Source organism: Escherichia sp. WS338, from assembly GCF_046486405.1.
In the GTDB taxonomy this organism is placed as follows: Bacteria; Pseudomonadota; Gammaproteobacteria; order Enterobacterales; family Enterobacteriaceae; genus Escherichia; species Escherichia coli.
The window spans coordinates 61989-82953 of record NZ_JBJQLL010000001.1; the positions used below are offsets into that span (position 1 = coordinate 61989).

The window sequence follows — 20965 nt, forward strand, 5'->3', positions numbered from 1 at the left end:
TAAGTTAGCAATTCGAGTTGATCGTCAGAGATGGTGCAGACCAAGAAAATCGACGATCGGGTTGAAATAATCTTCGAAGCCCGTGAATGCGTGGTTGCCGCCTTCTATGACAGTCTGGCGGCAGGAAGCGTAGTACGCCACCGCCTGGCGGTAATCCAGCACTTCATCTCCCGTCTGTTGCAGCAGCCAGATCAAATCCGGCGCTTCCAGCGGGTCAATCTGCATGACTTTGAGATCGTAAATATGGCGTGACTCTAGCACATATTGCTGCCCGGTGTAGGGGTTCTCGTTCTGACCGAGATAGTCCGTCAGCAGTTCAAACGGGCGCACCGCCGGGTTGACCACCACTGCGGGCAGCATAAAACATTGCGACAACCAGGTGGCGTAATATCCCCCCAGTGACGAACCGACAATACCCAGCGAATCGCCACCATGTTCCAGGACAATGGATTCCAGCAGTTCTGCCGCATCGGAAGGATACGGCGGCAACTGCGGGATGATCATCTCAACGTCAGGGTGATGTTCCGCAAGCCAGTTTTTTAACAAGCTCGCTTTTGCAGAGCGCGGCGAGCTGTTGAAACCGTGTAAATAAAGAAGCGTAGACATCAGTAGCCTTCTGAAGCGGTATCAGGTTGGAAACGTGTGTCCGCCAGGCGATGCACCTCGGTGGTCAGCGTGCCATCAGCATGTAACTCGAGAGTACGCCAGCCGGGCGCGATGGTGTCCAGCGTAAAGTTGGAACAGTGCGGCTTAAACTGCACACAGGTCGACGGCGTTGCCAGCAGGCGGCGACCGTTCCAGTCGAGATCCAGCTCCTGATGAATATGACCGCACAGCAAGTATTTGACGTGCGGAAACTTCGCCAGCACGGTATCCAGTTCGCCCGCGTTACGCAGGCTGTGTTGATCAAGCCAACTACAACCCGCAGGTAGCGGATGATGATGCAGCAGCAGCAACGTATGGCGTTCTGGCGCATCGGCCAGTTTACGTTCCAGCCACTCAAGCTGAAACTCGCTCAGCTCACCGTGCGGCACGCCAAACACCTGGCTATCCAGCAACAGGATTTGCCATTGCTCACCAATAAACACCCGCTTCGCCGGGGAGATACCCGCATCCTGTAACGCGCTGTACATCGCGGGCTGGAAATCGTGGTTGCCCGGCAGCCAGACGCAGGGCGCACGAAAACTTGCGATGCCTTCAGCGAAATGCTGATAGGCCGCAGAGGATTGATCCTGCGCTAAATCACCTGTCGCGACAATCAGGTCGAATTCGTGCTGGTGTGGCCGAATCGCCTCCAGCACCGCCTGGTAGCTTTCCCAGGTGTTTACCCCTAACAGGGCTTCGTGCTTTTGCGCAAACAGGTGAGTGTCGGTAATTTGTAAAATCCTGACTCTGGCCTCACCAGCCAGAGGAAGGGTTAACAGGCTTTCCAAATGGTGTCCTTAGGTTTCACGACGCTAATAAACCGGAATCGCCATCGCTCCATGTGCTAAACAGTATCGCAACCAGTCCGCTAAAAACTGATTAATTTGATGCTTTTCGTCGCGTTGATGCAACTTTTTATTAGGATAATCATACCGCGCTTTGAAGCGAAAAATCTGCTGGCTTGAACACACTTCAGCCACCATCGCGTCATGATACAGACGCACCGTCATTGACGGAAGGCTCCAGTAACTGATCGCGGGCGCAGTCTGTTCTATTGTCACCAGGGTAGTGTATCGGGTCGATTCCACAATCGTCAGCCGATATTGTGCGTTTGCCACCTGATAGCTTACAGTTTCGCCGGGTGCGTCATTGCGCGGTAACAAACGGCGCAATTGTGAAAAGTTCATCTCGCACAGGCGCATCATTTCAGGAAAGTCAGGTGTGTAACGCTTCATTTATGCCCACTCATTTTTTAACGCTTGATGATGCAGCTGCAGCCATTGCAAAGCGATGACCGACGCTGCGTTGTCGATTTTCCCCTCTTCTACCCACTGGTATGCCTGTTCCCGGCTTACCACATGAACGCGAATATCTTCGTTTTCATCAGCCAGACCGTGAATACCGCTTGCGGTCGTGGCGTCCACTTCGCCCACCATAATTGACGAACGCTCACTGGTGCCCCCCGGGCTTGCCAGGAAACTTAACACCGGTTTGGTCCGTTTGACTATCAGCCCCGCCTCTTCAATCGCTTCGCGACGGGCAACATCTTCCACACTTTCACCCTCTTCAATCATCCCGGCAACCATCTCCAGTAGCCAGGGGGTTTCGCTAGTGTCGTACGCGGCAATTCGAATCTGCTCAATCAGCACAACTTCATCACGCACTGGGTCAAAGGGTAGCAAGACTGCGGCGTGACCGCGCTCAAAAATTTCCCGCCGTACCTCATGACTCATTTGCCCGTTGAATAGACGATGACGAAATCTATAAAGATCTAATGAAAAAAAGCCGCGATAAAGTGTTTCTCGTGCAATAATTTCTACATCGTTTTTGCCAAATGTAACGGGCAGGTTGTCTGGCTTAAGCATTGTTAATGTCCTGGCACTAATAGTGAATTAAATGTGAATTTCAGCGACGTTTGACTGCCGTTTGAGCAGTCATGTGTTAAATTGAGGCACATTAACGCCCTATGGCACGTAACGCCAACCTTTTGCGGTAGCGGCTTCTGCTAGAATCCGCAATAATTTTACAGTTTGATCGCGCTAAATACTGCTTCACCACAAGGAATGCAAATGAAGAAATTGCTCCCCATTCTTATCGGCCTGAGCCTTTCTGGTTTCAGTTCGTTGAGCCAGGCCGAGAACCTGATGCAAGTTTATCAGCAAGCACGCCTTAGTAACCCGGAATTGCGTAAGTCTGCCGCCGATCGTGATGCTGCCTTTGAAAAAATTAATGAAGCGCGCAGTCCATTACTGCCACAGCTAGGTTTAGGTGCAGATTACACCTATAGCAACGGCTACCGCGACGCGAACGGCATCAACTCTAACGCGACCAGTGCGTCCCTGCAGTTAACTCAATCCATTTTTGATATGTCGAAATGGCGTGCGTTAACGCTGCAGGAAAAAGCAGCTGGGATTCAGGACGTCACGTATCAGACCGATCAACAAACCTTGATCCTCAACACCGCGACCGCTTATTTCAACGTGTTGAATGCTATTGACGTTCTTTCCTATACACAGGCGCAAAAAGAAGCGATCTACCGTCAATTAGATCAAACCACCCAACGTTTTAACGTGGGCCTGGTAGCGATCACTGACGTGCAGAACGCCCGCGCACAGTACGATACCGTGCTGGCGAACGAAGTGACCGCACGTAATAACCTTGATAACGCGGTAGAGCAGCTGCGCCAGATCACCGGTAACTACTATCCAGAACTGGCGGCGCTGAATGTCGAAAACTTTAAAACCGACAAACCACAGCCGGTTAACACGCTGCTGAAAGAAGCCGAAAAACGCAACCTGTCGCTGTTACAGGCGCGCTTGAGCCAGGACCTGGCGCGCGAGCAAATTCGCCAGGCGCAGGATGGTCACTTACCGACTCTGGATTTAACGGCTTCTACCGGGATTTCTGACACCTCTTATAGCGGTTCGAAAACCCGTGGTGCCGCTGGTACCCAGTATGACGATAGCAATATGGGCCAGAACAAAGTTGGCCTGAGCTTCTCGCTGCCGATTTATCAGGGCGGAATGGTTAACTCGCAGGTGAAACAGGCCCAGTACAACTTTGTTGGTGCCAGCGAGCAACTGGAAAGCGCGCATCGTAGCGTCGTGCAAACCGTACGTTCCTCCTTCAACAACATTAATGCTTCTATCAGTAGCATTAACGCCTACAAACAAGCCGTAGTTTCCGCTCAAAGCTCATTAGACGCGATGGAAGCGGGTTACTCGGTCGGTACGCGTACCATTGTTGATGTGTTGGATGCGACCACCACGCTGTACAACGCCAAGCAAGAGCTGGCGAATGCGCGTTATAACTACCTGATTAACCAGTTGAATATTAAATCAGCTCTGGGTACGTTGAACGAGCAGGATCTTCTGGCACTGAACAATGCGCTGAGCAAACCGGTTTCCACTAATCCGGAAAACGTTGCCCCGCAAACGCCGGAACAGAATGCTATTGCTGATGGTTATGCGCCTGATAGCCCGGCACCCGTCGTTCAGCAAACATCCGCACGCACTACCACCAGTAACGGTCATAACCCTTTCCGTAACTGATGACGACGACGGGGCTTCGGCCCCGTCTGAACGTAAGGCAACGTAAAGATACGGGTTATCTGCCGCATTCTTCCCCCTTCTCGCTTCAATTTCGACCAGCCATCCTCTATTCTGATGGGTATTTACCACTGGTCCCGGAAGACAAAAATGAAACGGACAAAATCCATACGCCACGCATCGTTCCGCAAAAACTGGAGCGCACGCCATCTGACACCAGTCGCTCTCGCGGTTGCCACTGTTTTTATGCTGGCTGGCTGTGAAAAGAGTGATGAAACAGTGTCTCTCTATCAAAATGCTGACGACTGTTCAGCTGCAAACCCAGGCAAAAGCGCCGAATGTACCACCGCGTACAACAATGCGCTGAAAGAAGCCGAACGTACTGCGCCGAAATACGCCACCCGTGAAGACTGTGTTGCTGAATTTGGTGAAGGTCAGTGCCAGCAGGCACCAGCCCAGGCTGGCATGGCACCAGAAAACCAGGCGCAGGCCCAGCAATCCAGCGGGAGTTTCTGGATGCCGCTGATGGCCGGTTACATGATGGGACGTCTGATGGGCGGCGGCGCGGGATTTGCACAGCAGCCGCTGTTCTCCTCGAAAAACCCGGCCAGCCCGGCTTACGGTAAATATACCGACGCGACCGGTAAAAACTATGGCGCAGCCCAGCCAGGCCGCACCATGACCGTACCGAAGACGGCAATGGCACCAAAACCGGCGACCACTACTACTGTTACCCGTGGCGGTTTTGGTGAATCTGTTGCCAAACAAAGCACTATGCAGCGTAGCGCAACCGGCACCTCTTCTCGTTCAATGGGTGGCTGATACCGATGGAAAGAGTCAGTATTACCGAGCGCCCGGACTGGCGCGAAAAAGCCCACGAATACGGTTTCAATTTTCACACCATGTACGGCGAGCCGTACTGGTGTGAAGATGCTTACTACAAGTTGACCCTCGCCCAGGTTGAAAAGCTGGAAGAAGTCACCGCCGAACTGCACCAGATGTGCCTGAAAGTGGTGGAAAAAGTGATCGCCAGCGATGAGCTGATGACCAAATTCCGCATACCAAAACACACCTGGAGTTTTGTGCGCCAGTCATGGCTGACTCACCAGCCATCGCTTTATTCGCGTCTTGATCTGGCGTGGGATGGCACTGGCGAACCTAAACTGCTGGAAAATAACGCCGATACACCAACGTCACTATACGAGGCGGCGTTCTTTCAGTGGATCTGGCTGGAAGATCAGCTTAACGCCGGTAACTTGCCGGAGGGCAGCGACCAGTTTAACAGTCTGCAAGAAAAGCTAATCGATCGCTTTGTCGAGTTGCGTGAACAGTATGGCTTCCAGTTGCTGCATCTCACCTGCTGTCGCGACACGGTGGAAGATCGCGGAACCATTCAGTATTTGCAGGACTGCGCGACGGAAGCTGAAATCGCTACCGAATTCCTCTACATCGACGATATCGGTTTAGGCGAAAAAGGTCAGTTCACGGATTTACAGGATCAGGTAATTTCCAACCTGTTCAAGCTGTATCCGTGGGAATTTATGCTGCGCGAGATGTTCTCCACCAAGCTGGAGGATGCAGGCGTACGCTGGCTGGAACCGGCGTGGAAGAGCATTATCTCCAACAAAGCGCTTCTGCCGCTACTGTGGGAGATGTTCCCGAATCACCCGAACCTGCTGCCTGCTTATTTTGCGGAAGATGATCATCCGCAAATGGAAAAATATGTGGTTAAACCGATCTTCTCCCGTGAAGGCGCAAACGTGTCGATCATTGAGAACGGCAAAACCATTGAAGCAGCGGAAGGTCCGTATGGCGAAGAAGGGATGATTGTTCAGCAATTCCACCCGTTACCGAAATTCGGCGACAGCTATATGCTGATTGGTAGCTGGCTGGTGAACGATCAACCTGCCGGAATTGGCATTCGTGAAGACCGTGCATTGATCACCCAGGATATGTCTCGGTTTTATCCGCATATTTTTGTTGAGTAATACAGCTTAATATTGCCCCGATAAGCGGGGCAATCTCTTATAATCCACCATTCATAATTCCCATCAATATATAAACACATACATATCCAACCTTTATTTAACATTAATACTCAATTTAATGTTAAATCGTCATATGCAAGCGATATTGTAATTAAAGTAAGTGAATACATCACAACATAACTATTTGATATTATTTAAATACTTTACTTTCATTTCACCAGATTTAAATTTAATAATTAAAAAACAATGTTGCAGGGATCACACTACACAGTATTGAACATTGTGATTGATATATTGCCCCCCTACTATCCATTAAACATAAATATTTGTTTCACCGAATAACAACATATTTAAAAGAAACACAAAAGCATTCTCACTCTTTATTGAATTAATATTTATATTCACGTAACGAATTTATTAGCACCCTCTCAACAGTCGATATTCATCATTATTATATATTTGCGTTATATAAGGAGATATATCCATGTTTGATAAATATAGAAAAACACTCGTAGCCGGAACTGTGGCGATAACCCTGGGTTTGTCAGCATCGGGGGTGATGGCTGCGGGTTTTAAACCAGCGCCGCCTGCCGGGCAACTGGGTGCGGTCATTGTCGATCCCTACGGCAATGCACCACTGACCGCTTTGGTTGACTTAGATAGCCATGTTATTTCTGACGTCAAAGTTACCGTCCATGGGAAGGGCGAAAAAGGTGTAGAAATCAGCTATCCCGTGGGTCAGGAATCACTAAAAACTTACGATGGTGTACCGATTTTTGGTCTTTATCAGAAATTTGCTAACAAAGTGACCGTTGAGTGGAAAGAAAACGGCAAGGTCATGAAAGATGATTATGTGGTGCACACTTCGGCCATCGTCAATAATTACATGGATAACCGCTCTATATCCGATTTACAACAGACCAAAGTTATTAAAGTCGCACCGGGTTTTGAAGATCGCCTCTATCTGGTTAATACCCACACCTTTACCGCCCAAGGTTCCGATCTCCACTGGCATGGTGAGAAAGATAAAAATGCCGGTATCCTTGATGCGGGTCCGGCAACCGGCGCACTACCTTTTGATATCGCGCCCTTTACTTTCATCGTCGATACCGAAGGTGAATACCGCTGGTGGCTGGATCAAGACACTTTCTACGATGGTCGTGACCGCGATATCAACAAGCGTGGTTATCTGATGGGTATCCGCGAAACGCCACGCGGCACCTTTACCGCTGTACAAGGTCAGCACTGGTACGAGTTCGACATGATGGGGCAGGTGCTCGAAGATCACAAACTACCGCGCGGATTTGCTGACGCCACTCATGAGTCCATTGAGACGCCAAATGGCACGGTACTGTTGCGCGTAGGTAAGAGTAACTATCGTCGCGATGACGGCGTACACGTCACCACCATTCGTGACCATATCCTCGAAGTCGATAAATCTGGTCGCGTTGTCGATGTATGGGATCTGACCAAGATCCTCGATCCGAAACGCGATGCACTGCTCGGCGCGCTGGATGCAGGTGCAGTTTGCGTTAACGTTGACCTTGCCCATGCAGGACAACAGGCAAAACTGGAACCAGATACACCGTTCGGCGACGCGCTGGGTGTAGGGCCAGGCCGCAACTGGGCGCACGTGAACTCTATCGCCTATGACGCAAAAGATGACTCTATCATCCTCTCCTCTCGCCACCAGGGTGTTGTGAAGATTGGTCGTGATAAGCAAGTGAAATGGATCCTTGCGCCCTCTAAAGGTTGGGAAAAACCGCTGGCCAGCAAGCTGCTGAAACCGGTTGATGCTAACGGTAAGCCAATTACCTGTAACGAAAATGACCTGTGCGAAAACTCAGACTTCGACTTTACCTACACCCAGCATACCGCCTGGATTTCCAGCAAAGGAACGCTCACCATTTTTGATAATGGCGATGGGCGTCATCTGGAACAACCTGCCTTACCAACCATGAAATATTCCCGCTTTGTGGAATATAAGATTGATGAGAAGAAAGGCACCGTTCAGCAAGTGTGGGAATACGGTAAAGAACGTGGCTACGATTTCTATAGCCCAATCACCTCCATCATTGAATATCAAGCCGACCGTAACACCATGTTTGGCTTCGGTGGTTCTATTCATTTGTTCGATGTCGGGCAGCCAACCGTCGGTAAGTTGAACGAAATCGATTACAAAACCAAAGAAGTGAAAGTGGAAATCGACGTGCTGTCAGATAAACCCAATCAGACTCACTATCGTGCATTGTTAGTCCGTCCACAACAGATGTTCAAATAATTAAGAAGGGAATAAAAATGTCGAAATTAGGGATCTCATCACTATTTAAAAGCATACTGCTTACCGCAGCTTTGGCTGTTTCATTTACCGCTTCTGCATTTACCGAAGGCACGGATTACATGGTTCTGGAAAAACCTATTCCGAATGCCGACAAAACGCTGATTAAGGTATTTAGCTACGCCTGCCCGTTCTGTTACAAGTACGACAAAGCGGTTACCGGTCCGGTATCGGAAAAAGTGAAAGATATCGTTGCTTTCACTCCATTCCATCTGGAAACAAAAGGTGAATACGGCAAACAAGCAAGCGAAGTCTTTGCGGTCTTGATCAATAAAGATAAAGCAGCAGGCATTTCCTTATTTGATGCTAACTCTCAGTTTAAGAAAGCCAAGTTTGCCTACTACGCGGCTTATCACGACAAAAAAGAACGCTGGTCTGACGGTAAAGATCCGGCTGCTTTTATCAAAACCGGTCTGGATGCCGCAGGTATGAGTCAGGCGGATTTTGAAGCGGCACTGAAAGAACCAGCGGTTCAAGAAACACTGGAAAAATGGAAAGCCTCTTATGATGTCGCCAAAATCCAGGGGGTTCCAGCCTATGTCGTTAATGGTAAGTACTTGATCTACACCAAGAGCATCAAATCCATCGACGCGATGGCAGACCTTATCCGTGAGTTAGCAAGCAAATAACAGGGAAACAGGCTATGGGTATTAAGGGAATGTGGAAAGATCTTCGCACATCACCAGTTGACACACTGGTCAGATGGCAGGAGCAACGCTTGTTGTGGTTGTTAATGGCCGTTGCGATGGGCGCGTTAATTATCCTGGCGCACTCTTTCTTCCAGATCTATCTCTACATGGCACCCTGTGAGCAATGTGTATACATTCGCTACGCCATGTTTGTGATGGTTATTGGAGGATTGGTTGCAGCGATCAACCCAAAGAACATCATCCTAAAGCTAATTGGCTGCGTGATGGCATTTTACGGCAGCATTTTGGGACTGAAGTTTTCGCTCAAACTAAACGATATCCACCATGCAGTACATAATCCGGATCCCGATTCACTGTTTGGCGTACAGGGTTGCTCTACCGATCCAACTTTTCCCTTTAACCTGCCGCTGGCACAGTGGGCACCAAATTGGTTCAAGCCTACAGGGGATTGTGGCTATGACGCACCAATCGTTCCTGATGGCGTCACACTGAGCAGCACGCAACAGTGGTTTGTGGAAATGTATCAGCAATCTGAAGGCTGGTATCTGCTACCACCATGGCATTTTATGAATATGGCTCAGGCTTGTATGCTGGCTTTTGGTATGTGTCTGGTGCTGCTGGTCATTATGAGTGGCGCATGGGCGCTTAAAATCATCAGAGGCTAACTCAGCAACACCCGAAGCCAGTCGTTCTGGCTTCGGGTTCTTTTATTAACCTATCTGCACCGACAGCATACTTAAACTGCCCATTTCTATACCATCGACCGGAATGGTAATTGGCTCCTGCCCATCCCACGCACCTAAGACATACAACAACGGCAGATAGTGCTCTGGCGTTGGGTTCGATAACGCGCCACCTTCATGGTCGAGATAATTCACCAGAGGATGCTGCTCTACCGGCCCTTGCCACGTCAGATTCGCTTTCACATACTCATTAAACGACGTCGCCCACGGATACGGTGAACTATCACCGTGCCACTTCACTGTGCGCAGGTTATGTACCACGTTACCGCTGGCGACCAACATTATTCCTTCATCCCGCAGCGCTGCCAGTTTGCGCCCCATTTCGAAATGCCAGGCGGCAGGTTTGCTACTGTCGATACTCAACTGCACCATCGGAATATCGGCGTCAGGATACATCTTAATCAGCACGCCCCACGAGCCGTGGTCAAAGCCCCAGGCTTCTTTATCCAGTGTGACAGGCACTGGCGCTAACAGCTCAACCAATCGCTGAGCCAAAGCCGGTGAGCCAGGAGCCGGATAATGCGTATCGTACAGCGCCTGCGGGAAGCCACCAAAGTCATGAATCGTGGGCGGCATCTCCATCGCGGTCACTCCTGTTCCACGGGTAAACCAATGAGCCGAAACCACCACTATTGCTTGCGGGCGTGGCAATGTCATCCCCAACGTCTGCCAGCTGCGGGTATACAAATTATCTTCCAGCACGTTCATCGGACTACCGTGACCTAAAAACAATGCTGGCATACGTGTTGAAGACATGATGATATCCTTAACTAAAGGTGTCATTTTGATATCCTCACAATACGCTTGTTCGGCGGAGTAAGAACCCGGATAACAATGATGATGATCATCAGTTATTTTGACGATCTGCCTGAAAGTAAAGATTTATAAGGAGTTGTCGATGTCAGTACCTCTCATTCTGACCATACTGGCGGGGGCAGCCACGTTTATTGGCGCGTTTCTCGGCGTTCTCGGGCAAAAACCCTCGAACCGCTTACTGGCGTTTTCGCTAGGATTTGCGGCGGGGATCATGTTGCTCATCTCATTAATGGAAATGCTTCCTGCCGCATTAGCCGCCGAAGGAATGTCGCCTGTGTTGGGTTATGGAATGTTTATCTTCGGTCTGCTTGGCTATTTTGGCCTGGACCGCATGTTGCCACATGCGCATCCGCAGGATTTAATGCAAAAATCGGTGCAGCCGTTGCCAAAATCGATCAAGCGCACAGCCATTCTGCTCACTCTCGGCATCAGTCTGCATAACTTCCCGGAAGGGATTGCCACCTTTGTCACGGCGAGCAGCAACCTGGAGCTGGGATTTGGTATCGCCCTGGCCGTCGCGTTGCACAATATCCCTGAAGGTCTGGCGGTTGCAGGCCCGGTTTATGCAGCAACGGGTTCTAAACGCACGGCAATTCTGTGGGCGGGGATTTCTGGATTGGCAGAAATTCTTGGTGGTGTGCTGGCGTGGTTAATCCTCGGTAGCATGATTTCCCCGGTGGTCATGGCGGCAATCATGGCGGCGGTTGCAGGAATTATGGTGGCGCTCTCGGTTGATGAATTAATGCCGCTCGCCAAAGAGATTGACCCTAATAATAACCCCAGCTATGGCGTACTATGTGGAATGTCAGTGATGGGATTCAGTTTAGTGCTGCTACAAACGGCGGGAATTGGTTAAAAGCAACAACAGAAGTTGTCCAGCGCATGGACAACTTCTGCCAGCTTCACTAAAGCCTTATTCTACCTTTTCGGCTGTCTCTTCTCTCGTACTGTTTAAGTATTTGTTCCGCGCTTCAAGCAGTGCGTCTCTGTCCTGGCGAAACGCCCGACAATAACGTTTCAAATGCAGGAGATAACCCACCACAACAAGAGCAATCAATACAATCCAGTACCAGGCGATAAACATCCTTTTACCCTTAATATTTAACAATACTAAACATTTAGCGCATAAATTTCACATATCCTTTTTCGGATATATTCATATGGTCGCATAATAACGGAACAATTATATGATTTTGATCATAATGAAAAAGAATGCCTGATATTAATGAAATTTTCTCATAGAAAGAGAAGCGGAATTAACATCTTGCATAGCAGGGCAAAATAAAAACCGAAGCCAGCTACAACTTCGGTTTCTTGATTAAGACAGTAAATTAAGCAGCGATTTTCAGCTGGCTTTACGCTCATGTGCCTGACGGTATGCCACCAAGTCTTCAATAGTCACGAGCGCCATATTGTGTTTATTGGCAAACTCAATGCACTCTGGTGCACGCGCCATCGTGCCATCGTCATTAGTCAGCTCACACAGCACACCAGCCGGTTTAAAGCCTGCCAGCGTCATCAGATCAATAGTCGCTTCAGTATGGCCGCCACGCGTCAGTACACCACCAGCCTGAGCGCGAAGTGGGAAAACGTGGCCCGGGCGATTCAGATCAGAAGGTTTTGCGCCATCGGCAATCGCTGCGCGAACGGTCGTAATACGGTCAGCGGCAGAAACACCGGTAGTCACACCTTCAGCCGCTTCAATGGTCACGGTAAAACCGGTGCCATAGGCGCTGGTGTTATTTTCTACCATCATTGGCAGATCGAGTTGTTTACGGCGATCTTCAGTAATGCACAGGCAAACAATACCGCTACCGTGGCGAATGGTCAGCGCCATCTGCTCAACGGTCATGGTTTCTGCCGGGAAGATCATATCGCCTTCGTTTTCACGGTCTTCATCATCAAGCACCATTACACCGCGTCCTTCACGCAGCGCAGCCAGTGCATTTTCAACACGTTCGAAAGGCGTACCAAAAGAGGAAAGTAGCGTCTGATTCATGGTAAAAAAAACCTCACTAAAATTATGGTTACCAGAATCAGGGCAGTCTTAGGAGTGGCGGCATATAGCCAAAATAACGTGAGCGGGTCCATGCCCGACAGAATCGTTACTCTCTCCCATCCGGACTCTAACCGTCGGCCCCGGAATTACACCGGATCTGCTGTCCTTTGAGTTCGCACCCAAAGCGCTCGCGGGCTTTCAACTGAGTTGATTTACCGCCGGTGGGGAATTTCGCCCCGCCCTGAGAATAAGCGGATTCACTATAACGCTAATGATTAGCGGCAGCAACGCATAGCTTCACATAATTCTGGTTTATGACTTACCCTTATCGCACTACAATGGCACTCAACACCTATCAGTACAGGGAAACTACAATGATTGACCCGAAAAAAATTGAGCAAATCGCTCGCCAGGTTCACGAATCAATGCCTAAAGGAATCAGGGAGTTCGGGGAAGATGTGGAGAAAAAAATCCGCCAAACCCTACAAGCGCAGCTGACGCGTCTCGATCTGGTGAGCCGCGAAGAATTCGACGTACAGACGCAAGTCCTGTTACGGACTCGTGAGAAACTGGCATTACTGGAGCAGCGCATCAGTGAACTGGAAGCGCGCAATAATTCGGTAGCAGATCTTCAATCTCCTCCGGCTATCCCGCCTATTGATAAAGCAGAATAAAGCAACACAAAAACGGGCCAGACGGCCCGTAATATCAGTGTTCTAATTCAAGTTCTCTGGTTTGCATCATCTGTTGGCAATACCAGGCATAACGTGCGCAAAACCAGGTTCTATGTTCTTCATCCATGTTACCAGTAACGGCCAGAATATCGACCGGGCGACCTTCTGCGTGCATTCTGGCAAAACTACGCGCCAGGAAATCGAAATTATTTAAAGAATTAAGACTATGATCCATAAGCACATCCTCCGGTTATCGCATACCTTTTAAGGCCATATGCTTTTTCTGATTTCAGTATTCCCCAATCAGTGTAGTGCCTTTAAACATAACGTGCGTAAATATATTGTCCCCGATCACACTTTTTAGTGAAAAATAAAAAACCATATTAAAAGACTTTCTCTTCCAGAATTTCTCTAACGTGTGTTATTATTAACAAAGATAAATGTAAGCAAGGAAACTATCCTAAAGTAAATATTGCGTCACTAAATGGACATTGGAGTGACATATGATTTTATTCGCCGACTATAACACCCCTTATCTTTTCGCTATTTCCTTTGTACTGTTGATCGGCCTTTTAGAAATTTTTGCGCTTATCTGCGGTCACATGCTCTCCGGTGCTCTTGATGCACATCTTGACCATTATGATTCCATAACCACAGGTCATATTAGCCAGGCACTTCATTATCTCAATATCGGAAGATTGCCAGCTCTCGTCGTTCTCTGCTTGCTGGCTGGTTTTTTTGGTCTTATTGGCATCCTGTTGCAGCATGCCTGCATCATGGTCTGGCAATCACCACTGTCGAACCTGTTCGTGGTTCCTGTCAGTTTACTGTTTACGATTATTACGGTGCATTATACCGGTAAAATAGTTGCGCCCTGGATTCCACGCGACCATAGTTCAGCTATTACAGAAGAAGAATATATTGGTAGCATGGCATTAATTACCGGTCATCAAGCCACTTCAGGTAATCCCTGCGAAGGAAAACTCACCGATCAATTTGGCCAAATACATTATTTACTACTGGAGCCTGAAGAAGGAAAAATTTTCACTAAAGGAGACAAAGTGTTAATTATTTGCCGACTTTCTGCAACTCGATATTTGGCGGAAAACAATCCCTGGCCCCAAATATTGTAATTTATTAATCAAAAGGAAATTTAATAATGGATGATATTGTTAATTCTGTGCCCTCCTGGATGTTTACCGCGATTATTGCCGTATGCATTCTGTTTATTATTGGAATTATTTTCGCCAGGCTCTATCGTCGCGCTTCGGCAGAGCAAGCTTTTGTTCGTACTGGTTTAGGTGGGCAAAAAGTGGTAATGAGCGGTGGCGCAATCGTGATGCCGATCTTTCATGAAATAATCCCCATCAATATGAATACTCTGAAGCTGGAAGTCAGCCGCTCAACCATTGATAGCCTGATTACGAAAGATCGTATGCGCGTCGATGTCGTTGTCGCTTTCTTTGTGCGGGTAAAACCGTCAGTGGAAGGTATTGCCACCGCCGCCCAGACGCTTGGGCAACGCACCCTGTCGCCTGAAGACTTACGTATGTTGGTTGAAGATAAATTTGTCGATGCCCTCCGTGCAACAGCTGCACAAATGACCATGCATGAGTTACAGGATACCCGCGAGAACTTCGTGCAGGGCGTACAAAATACCGTAGCTGAAGATCTGTCGAAAAACGGCCTGGAACTGGAAAGCGTTTCACTTACCAACTTTAACCAGACGTCGAAAGAACATTTCAATCCTAACAACGCCTTTGACGCCGAAGGTTTAACTAAGCTGACGCAGGAGACGGAGCGCCGTCGTCGCGAACGTAACGAAGTTGAACAGGATGTAGAAGTTGCGGTGCGTGAGAAAAACCGTGATGCGCTTTCGCGGAAGCTGGAGATTGAACAGCAAGAAGCGTTTATGACGCTTGAGCAGGAGCAGCAGGTTAAAACCCGTACCGCTGAGCAGAATGCGAAAATTGCGGCTTTTGAGGCCGAGCGTCGTCGGGAAGCAGAGCAGACGCGAATTCTGGCTGAACGACAGATTCAGGAAACGGAAATCGACCGCGAACAGGCCGTCCGTTCCAGAAAAGTTGAAGCTGAACGTGAAGTTCGCATTAAAGAGATCGAACAGCAGCAGGTCACCGAAATCGCCAACCAGACGAAATCGATCGCGATTGCCGCCAAATCGGAACAGCAGTCACAAGCGGAAGCGCGTGCCAACCTTGCACTTGCAGAAGCGGTAAGCGCCCAGCAAAACGTAGAAACAACTCGCCAGACCGCAGAAGCCGATCGTGCTAAACAAGTTGCCCTAATCGCTGCCGCGCAGGATGCAGAAACCAAAGCGGTTGAACTGACCGTGCGGGCGAAAGCAGAGAAAGAAGCCGCAGAGATGCAGGCGGCGGCAATCGTTGAGTTAGCCGAAGCTACGCGTAAAAAGGGTCTGGCGGAAGCAGAAGCGCAACGTGCGCTGAACGACGCTATCAACGTACTTTCTGATGAACAAACCAGCCTTAAATTCAAACTGGCGCTATTACAGTCGTTACCTGCAGTAATAGAGAAATCCGTTGAGCCGATGAAGTCTATCGACGGCATCAAGATTATTCAGGTCGATGGATTAAACCGAGGTGGTGCTGCGGGGGATGCAGCATCAGGCAGCGTTAGTGGCGGAAACCTGGCAGAACAGGCATTGTCTGCCGCACTCTCTTACCGCACACAGGCACCGCTGATTGACTCCTTGCTCAATGAAATTGGCGTTTCAGGCGGCTCACTGGCTGCATTGACTTCACCCTTAACCTCAACAACTCCCGTCGCCGAAAACGTAGAATAAATTTTCAGCTATGAACATCCCTGGCACAAAAAGCCGGGGATTTTTTATATCTGCGTTCCGCTAAAAACTGCAAATGATCAGGTCGTTGCAACGTTTTGCGTGACCGCTCGGGGAAGGCAAAACTGCCTCAGGGAAAGCGTTGCGCGGGGTCCGGCGCTCATCAACAATCGGGGAGTCAGCAAAGGGCTGAAACGGGAAAGCCCCTCCCGAGGAAGGGGCCTTACAGAAGGAAAGGGTTATGATGAAGCTCGTCATCATACTGATTGTGTTGTTACTAGTAAGTTTCCAGGCTTATTAACAACCAATTCAGAGGGGGGAGAAATCCTCCCTTACCCTTGTTCCTTTACTCTAGGTTGAAAAAACAACAGCGTCAATAGGCCTGCCAGGTTCGAAGCGAGATCTGTGAAGCGCTTTCCGGTTAGCCTTTTTTATCCTGTTGGATCTTCTTGATAATATTAGTGGTCGAGCAACCGTCTTCAAAGTTGAGCACCAACACTTCGCCGCCGTTGGCCCAGACTTCTTTACTCCCGGCAATCTCTTCTGGTTTATAATCGCCGCCTTTCACCAGCAGGTCTGGCAGGATCCCGGCGATCAAGCGCTGCGGCGTGTCTTCTTCAAACGACACCACCCAGTCGACCGCTTCCAGTGCGCCCAGCACAATCATACGCTGTTCGAGCGGGTTAACGGGGCGGGAATCCCCTTTCAGCCGTTTGGTGGAGGCATCGCTGTTGACGGCGACAATCAGGCGGTCACCCAGCTTGCGGGCGTTTGCCAGATAGGAGACATGCCCGGCGTGGAGAATGTCAAAGACGCCATTGGTCATCACCACTTTTTCACCGCGTTTACGCGCTGCCGCTACGGCCAGCTTCAGTTCCTCTTCGGTCATCACGCCAAAGCCGGTATCTGCGCGTCCACGTACAGCGTTTTCCAACTCGATCGGCGAAACCGTGGACGTCCCCAGTTTGCCGACCACCACACCAGCCGCCGCATTGGCAAAGAAGCAGGCTTCTTCCAGCGAATTACCCGCTGCCAATGTTGCCGCCAGCACACCAATCACCGTGTCGCCCGCACCGGTAACGTCATACACTTCCTGCGCCTGAGTTGGCATATGCAGCGGTGCTTTACCCGGTTGCAGCAGCGACATCCCCTGTTCGGAACGGGTCACCAACAGAGCCGAGAGTTCGTAATCGGCAATCAGTTTCATGCCGCGCTCAACAATCTCTTCTTCAGTCTTACATTTACCGACAACAGCTTCAAATTCCGAGAGATTCGGCGTTAACAGCGTAGCGCCGCGGTAGCGCTCAAAATCGGTGCCTTTTGGATCAATCAGCACCGGAACGCCCGCTTTACGCGCCAGTTGGATCATCTGCTGCACGCTTGCCAGCGCACCTTTCGCGTAGTCAGAAAGCACCAGCGCGCCAATCGAACTCAGTGCCTGATTAATCCGCTCGTGCAGCGGCTGCGGATCAACCCCTTCGAAACCTTCTTCGAAATCCAGACGAATCAGCTGTTGGTTGCGGGAAAGTACCCGTAATTTGGTGATAGTCGGATGCGTCGGTACAGAAACAAAGTCGCATTTGACGTTGACGTCGGCCAGAGATTTACTCAGCGCGCGCGCTGCATCGTCAATGCCCGTCAACCCGACCAGGCGTGCATTAGCACCGAGAGAAGCGATATTCATCGCCACGTTAGCCGCGCCGCCCGGACGTTCTTCGATGGTATTCACTTTAACCACGGGCACCGGCGCTTCCGGCGAGATACGGCTGGTGGGACCGTACCAGTAACGATCCAGCATCACATCACCAACCACCATCACTCCTGCACGTTCAAACTCTGGCAGCGTTACTTTCATTCCTGTCTCCTGAGAGATTCAAAATTTGCGCGCGATAATACCATACTTCATTCTTCCACCAGCCACTTCTGCCAGCTTGCCCGCACCAGTTCACGCTCTGCGGTGAAGCAATCCTCCGGCACATGGCCCGGCAATTCCTGTAATGCCAGATGATGAAGTTCATCGCGCAGCGTAGTGTAAGCACGGGTCAGCGCCATCGCTTCCTGCTCTTCCATAATGTCGTTTTGCGCCAGCAGCTCCAGAATACGCACGTTGTCTGACCAGCGCGTTAACTTCGGTTTTTCATGAGCGTAGCGCAACACCAGATATTGAGTAATAAATTCGATATCGGTAATTCCGCCTTCATCGGCTTTGATATCAAAGCGATCGCGATGTTTATTGCCGAGATGAGCGCGCATTTTCTCGCGCATTTCCCGCACTTCCGTTTGCAGAGTTTTACCTTCACGCGGCAGCGTCATAATCTCGCGACGCACCGCGTCAAAGTGCGCGGTGAGCTGCGGATCGCCGTACACTACACGCGCACGCACCAGCGCCTGATGTTCCCACGTCCAGGCCTCGTTTTTCTGATAATCGGCAAATGCTTCTGCGGATGTCACCAGCATTCCCGCCGCCCCGGACGGACGCAACCGTGCATCCACTTCATACAAAATGCCGGAAGAGGTACGCGTACTGAACAGATGCATAATGCGTTGCGCCAGACGCAGATAAAACTGTCGCCCGTCGATTTCCCGCTCGCCGTCAGTCATCGCATCCATTGGGCAATCATGGAGGAAGATCAGGTCAAGATCGGAACTGTAGCCTAACTCCCAGCCGCCCAGCTTGCCGTAGCCGACCACCGCAAAACCACGCCCTTCGCGTTCGTTCAGGTGATTCGGTTTACCGTAGCGGGCCACCATTTGAACCCACGCCTGCTGAACGACGGCATCTATCATAGCTTCCGCCAGCCAGGTTAAGTGATCGCTCACTTTCATTACCGGTAGCGTACCGGCGATATCCGCTGCCGCAATACGTAACAGTTGCGCCTGTTTGAACTGACGCAGCGCCTCAAGCTGTTGTTCTTCGTCATCTTCCGGCACGCGCAGCAAATACTGGCGCAGTTCATCACGGTAGGCATCCGTCGCCGTCGGCTGGTAGAGAGTGTTTGGATCGAGCAGTTCATCCAGCAATAACGGATAGCGCGCCAGCTGGCTGGCAATCATCGGCGATGCGGCACACAGAGAAATCAAATGCTTAAGCGCCGCAGGAAATTCACTAAGCAATTCTAAATAGGTGGTGCGGGTAACAATCCCCACCAGCAAGGCGGTAATGCGCGACAGCGTGACAGCAGCGTCTTCACGCGCACAGACATCACTTAGCAGATGCGGCATCAGATGGTCGAGCACCTGACGCCCGCGCGGCCCGATGGTACGCTTATCCAGCTCTTTGCGAAAATCGGCAATCAGCGTCAGCACCTGTTTGCAATCATCTTCGCTAAGATGCGCCAGCACTGGCGTAGTGTCATCTTCCTGCAACACATCCTGCCACAGCTCACGCCACTGTTCCGACAGCGACTCTTCCTGAGTTTCGCTTTCGTCGTCGCCAATCAATTCGTTAAACACCCGGCGCACATTGGTCATATGTCCGGTCAGCTTCCCTGTTAGTTGCGACCAGTCAGCGAAATCCATTGCCCACGCCAGCCGCGCACGATTAAGCTCATCAGAAGGAAGCGTCTGGGTTTGTTCGTCGTTAATGCTTTGCAGCAGGTTTTCCAGACGCCGCAGGAACAGATACGCCACTCGCAATTGTTCAGCATCGTTTTCAGAAAGCAGATGCAGCGCGGAAATGGCGCTGAGCGTTGGCAGTAAAGAGCGCGATTGCAGCGACGGTTCACGCCCGCCGCGAATGAGCTGAAACACCTGGACGATAAATTCAATTTCGCGAATGCCACCTGCGCCAAGTTTGATGTTGTCGGTCAAACCGCGTCGACGCACTTCACGGGCAATCATTCCTTTCATGTTGCGCAGCGACTGAATCACGCTGAAATCGATGTAACGACGGAAAACAAACGGGCGCAGCATCGCACGCAACTCGTTAGCATAGACGCCTTCGCTATCGCCCATAATCCGCGCCTTGACCATCGCGTAACGCTCCCAGTCGCGCCCCTGCTCCTGGTAATAATCTTCCAACGCGGCAAAGCTCAGCACCAGCGGGCCACTTTCGCCAAACGGACGCAGCCGCATATCCACGCGATAGACGAAGCCATCCTGCGTTGGTTGATCCAGCACTTTAATCAGCCGCTGCCCCATGCGGGTAAAAAACTGCGCGTTATCCAGTTCCCGGCGTCCGCCCTGCGTACAACCATGTTCCGGCCAGGCAAAAATCAGATCGATATCTGATGAGAAATTCAGCTCCCCACCGCCCAGCTTACCCATGCCTAAAATCAGCAGCGGTTGCGCTTCGCCCTGCGCATTGCACGGCGTTCCCCATTCGCGGCAGCAGGCGTCATACAGCCAGTCACGCGCCGCAACAATCAGCGTCTCCGCCAGATGGCTGAGCTGCTGCAAAATGCTCTCTTCAGTAACCAGTGCCAGCGTTTGCGCCCAGGCAATGCGCACCATAATACGCCGCCGGAATAGCCGCAGCTCGCGCATTAACCCGGCTTCGTCGCTTACATCACTGAGCGCCTCCTGCAACCATGCAGCGTAATGCTGCCATTCGTCGGCCTGCGGCGGTTGGCTTTCCAGTTCCGTCAGCCACTCTGGATGCGCAATTATGCTGTCCTGCAGAAAATCACTGAAAGTAAGTACTGACTTCGCCTGTATGCTAAGTGATTCCTCGGCTAAAGGCTCTGGCAGCCGCTCAACAACGGTCTGCCAGTACTGCTGTAACGGTGAAGAGAGCGGCTTCATAAG

21 protein-coding genes and 1 riboswitch are annotated in these 20965 nt (G+C 50.4%); of the genes, 11 read left to right on the forward strand and 10 right to left on the reverse strand.

Annotated elements, in window-relative coordinates:
- Positions 1 to 24: 24 nt before the first annotated feature.
- The 4 genes from yqiA to nudF are packed head-to-tail and all read right to left on the reverse strand — an operon-like array spanning position 25 to position 2510.
- Positions 25 to 606 carry an esterase YqiA gene (yqiA, locus tag ACJHWT_RS00305; RefSeq protein WP_000105733.1) on the reverse strand — a complete coding sequence of 194 codons (582 nt, stop codon included), beginning with the start codon at positions 604 to 606 and terminating at the stop codon, positions 25 to 27.
- Positions 606 to 1433, reverse strand: a complete 828-nt coding sequence (gene cpdA, locus ACJHWT_RS00310; RefSeq protein WP_000444747.1) for a 3',5'-cyclic-AMP phosphodiesterase — start codon at positions 1431 to 1433, stop codon at positions 606 to 608. Before cpdA ends, yqiA begins: the two co-directional genes overlap by 1 nt.
- Positions 1434 to 1457: 24 nt before the next feature.
- On the reverse strand, positions 1458 to 1880 hold the full coding sequence (locus ACJHWT_RS00315) for a DUF1249 family protein (protein ID WP_000833393.1): 423 nt from the start codon (positions 1878 to 1880) through the stop codon (positions 1458 to 1460).
- Entirely contained in the window at positions 1881 to 2510 is a 630-nt protein-coding gene (gene nudF, locus ACJHWT_RS00320; RefSeq protein ID WP_000917117.1) for an ADP-ribose diphosphatase, read from the reverse strand.
- 204 nt (positions 2511 to 2714) lie between these two features.
- Between nudF and tolC the strand changes: the two genes are divergently transcribed.
- From tolC to dsbI, 6 genes are all read left to right on the forward strand, one after another.
- The gene (tolC, locus tag ACJHWT_RS00325) at positions 2715 to 4196 is read left to right on the forward strand and encodes an outer membrane channel protein TolC (RefSeq protein WP_000735289.1); all 1482 of its coding nucleotides are present in this window, start codon (positions 2715 to 2717) and stop codon (positions 4194 to 4196) included.
- A 147-nt stretch (positions 4197 to 4343) separates the two neighbouring features.
- Complete coding sequence (locus ACJHWT_RS00330) at positions 4344 to 5015, forward strand: DUF1190 family protein (protein WP_000831543.1); 672 nt, start codon at positions 4344 to 4346, stop codon at positions 5013 to 5015.
- Positions 5016 to 5020: 5 nt separating this feature from the next.
- Positions 5021 to 6181: a glutathionylspermidine synthase family protein gene (locus ACJHWT_RS00335; protein WP_000442860.1), complete on the forward strand. Its 1161-nt coding sequence runs from the start codon at positions 5021 to 5023 to the stop codon at positions 6179 to 6181.
- A 484-nt stretch (positions 6182 to 6665) separates the two neighbouring features.
- On the forward strand, positions 6666 to 8462 hold the full coding sequence (locus tag ACJHWT_RS00340; protein ID WP_000459864.1) for an aryl-sulfate sulfotransferase: 1797 nt from the start codon (positions 6666 to 6668) through the stop codon (positions 8460 to 8462).
- Between the two features lie 17 nt (positions 8463 to 8479).
- Positions 8480 to 9148 carry a thiol:disulfide interchange protein DsbA/DsbL gene (locus tag ACJHWT_RS00345; RefSeq protein ID WP_000040015.1) on the forward strand — a complete coding sequence of 223 codons (669 nt, stop codon included), beginning with the start codon at positions 8480 to 8482 and terminating at the stop codon, positions 9146 to 9148.
- Between the two features lie 14 nt (positions 9149 to 9162).
- On the forward strand, positions 9163 to 9834 hold the full coding sequence (gene dsbI / locus ACJHWT_RS00350) for a protein-disulfide oxidoreductase DsbI (protein ID WP_000511506.1): 672 nt from the start codon (positions 9163 to 9165) through the stop codon (positions 9832 to 9834).
- Between the two features lie 45 nt (positions 9835 to 9879).
- On the opposite strand, the gene ygiD is transcribed toward dsbI, so the two are convergent.
- Positions 9880 to 10668, reverse strand: coding sequence for a 4,5-DOPA dioxygenase extradiol (ygiD, locus tag ACJHWT_RS00355; protein ID WP_001696216.1), 789 nt, complete (start codon positions 10666 to 10668; stop codon positions 9880 to 9882).
- A gap of 142 nt (positions 10669 to 10810) precedes the next feature.
- Here ygiD and zupT point away from each other — a divergent pair, with 142 nt between their 5' ends.
- Entirely contained in the window at positions 10811 to 11584 is a 774-nt protein-coding gene (gene zupT / locus ACJHWT_RS00360) for a zinc transporter ZupT (RefSeq protein ID WP_001295627.1), read from the forward strand.
- Between the two features lie 57 nt (positions 11585 to 11641).
- Here zupT and yqiD read toward each other — a convergent pair whose 3' ends face one another.
- On the reverse strand, positions 11642 to 11812 hold the full coding sequence (gene yqiD / locus ACJHWT_RS00365; RefSeq protein ID WP_000469268.1) for a protein YqiD: 171 nt from the start codon (positions 11810 to 11812) through the stop codon (positions 11642 to 11644).
- A 261-nt stretch (positions 11813 to 12073) separates the two neighbouring features.
- A complete protein-coding gene (gene ribB, locus ACJHWT_RS00370; RefSeq protein ID WP_001076997.1) occupies positions 12074 to 12727 on the reverse strand; it encodes a 3,4-dihydroxy-2-butanone-4-phosphate synthase in 654 nt (217 codons plus the stop codon).
- 104 nt (positions 12728 to 12831) lie between these two features.
- Positions 12832 to 12980: riboswitch (FMN riboswitch) on the reverse strand.
- 121 nt (positions 12981 to 13101) lie between these two features.
- On the opposite strand from ribB, the gene ubiK reads away from it, so the two are divergent.
- Entirely contained in the window at positions 13102 to 13401 is a 300-nt protein-coding gene (ubiK, locus tag ACJHWT_RS00375) for a ubiquinone biosynthesis accessory factor UbiK (RefSeq protein WP_001298379.1), read from the forward strand.
- Between the two features lie 34 nt (positions 13402 to 13435).
- Here the strand turns inward: ubiK and glgS are convergent, their stop codons facing one another.
- Complete coding sequence (gene glgS, locus ACJHWT_RS00380; protein ID WP_001296424.1) at positions 13436 to 13636, reverse strand: cell surface composition regulator GlgS; 201 nt, start codon at positions 13634 to 13636, stop codon at positions 13436 to 13438.
- 268 nt (positions 13637 to 13904) lie between these two features.
- On the opposite strand from glgS, the gene ACJHWT_RS00385 reads away from it, so the two are divergent.
- The 3 genes from ACJHWT_RS00385 (at position 13905) to ACJHWT_RS00395 (ending at position 16520) form a co-directional block, all read left to right on the forward strand.
- Positions 13905 to 14534: an OB-fold-containig protein gene (locus tag ACJHWT_RS00385; protein ID WP_000599928.1), complete on the forward strand. Its 630-nt coding sequence runs from the start codon at positions 13905 to 13907 to the stop codon at positions 14532 to 14534.
- A 26-nt stretch (positions 14535 to 14560) separates the two neighbouring features.
- Entirely contained in the window at positions 14561 to 16222 is a 1662-nt protein-coding gene (locus ACJHWT_RS00390) for a flotillin family protein (protein WP_000341038.1), read from the forward strand.
- Between the two features lie 238 nt (positions 16223 to 16460).
- The gene (locus tag ACJHWT_RS00395) at positions 16461 to 16520 is read left to right on the forward strand and encodes a type I toxin-antitoxin system Ibs family toxin (RefSeq protein ID WP_071528379.1); all 60 of its coding nucleotides are present in this window, start codon (positions 16461 to 16463) and stop codon (positions 16518 to 16520) included.
- A 120-nt stretch (positions 16521 to 16640) separates the two neighbouring features.
- Here ACJHWT_RS00395 and hldE read toward each other — a convergent pair whose 3' ends face one another.
- Together hldE and glnE are read right to left on the reverse strand one after the other, a co-directional pair.
- Positions 16641 to 18074 carry a bifunctional D-glycero-beta-D-manno-heptose-7-phosphate kinase/D-glycero-beta-D-manno-heptose 1-phosphate adenylyltransferase HldE gene (gene hldE / locus ACJHWT_RS00400; RefSeq protein ID WP_000869178.1) on the reverse strand — a complete coding sequence of 478 codons (1434 nt, stop codon included), beginning with the start codon at positions 18072 to 18074 and terminating at the stop codon, positions 16641 to 16643.
- 47 nt (positions 18075 to 18121) lie between these two features.
- Positions 18122 to 20962, reverse strand: a complete 2841-nt coding sequence (gene glnE / locus ACJHWT_RS00405) for a bifunctional [glutamate--ammonia ligase]-adenylyl-L-tyrosine phosphorylase/[glutamate--ammonia-ligase] adenylyltransferase (protein WP_000803670.1) — start codon at positions 20960 to 20962, stop codon at positions 18122 to 18124.
- Positions 20963 to 20965: the final 3 nt, after the last annotated feature.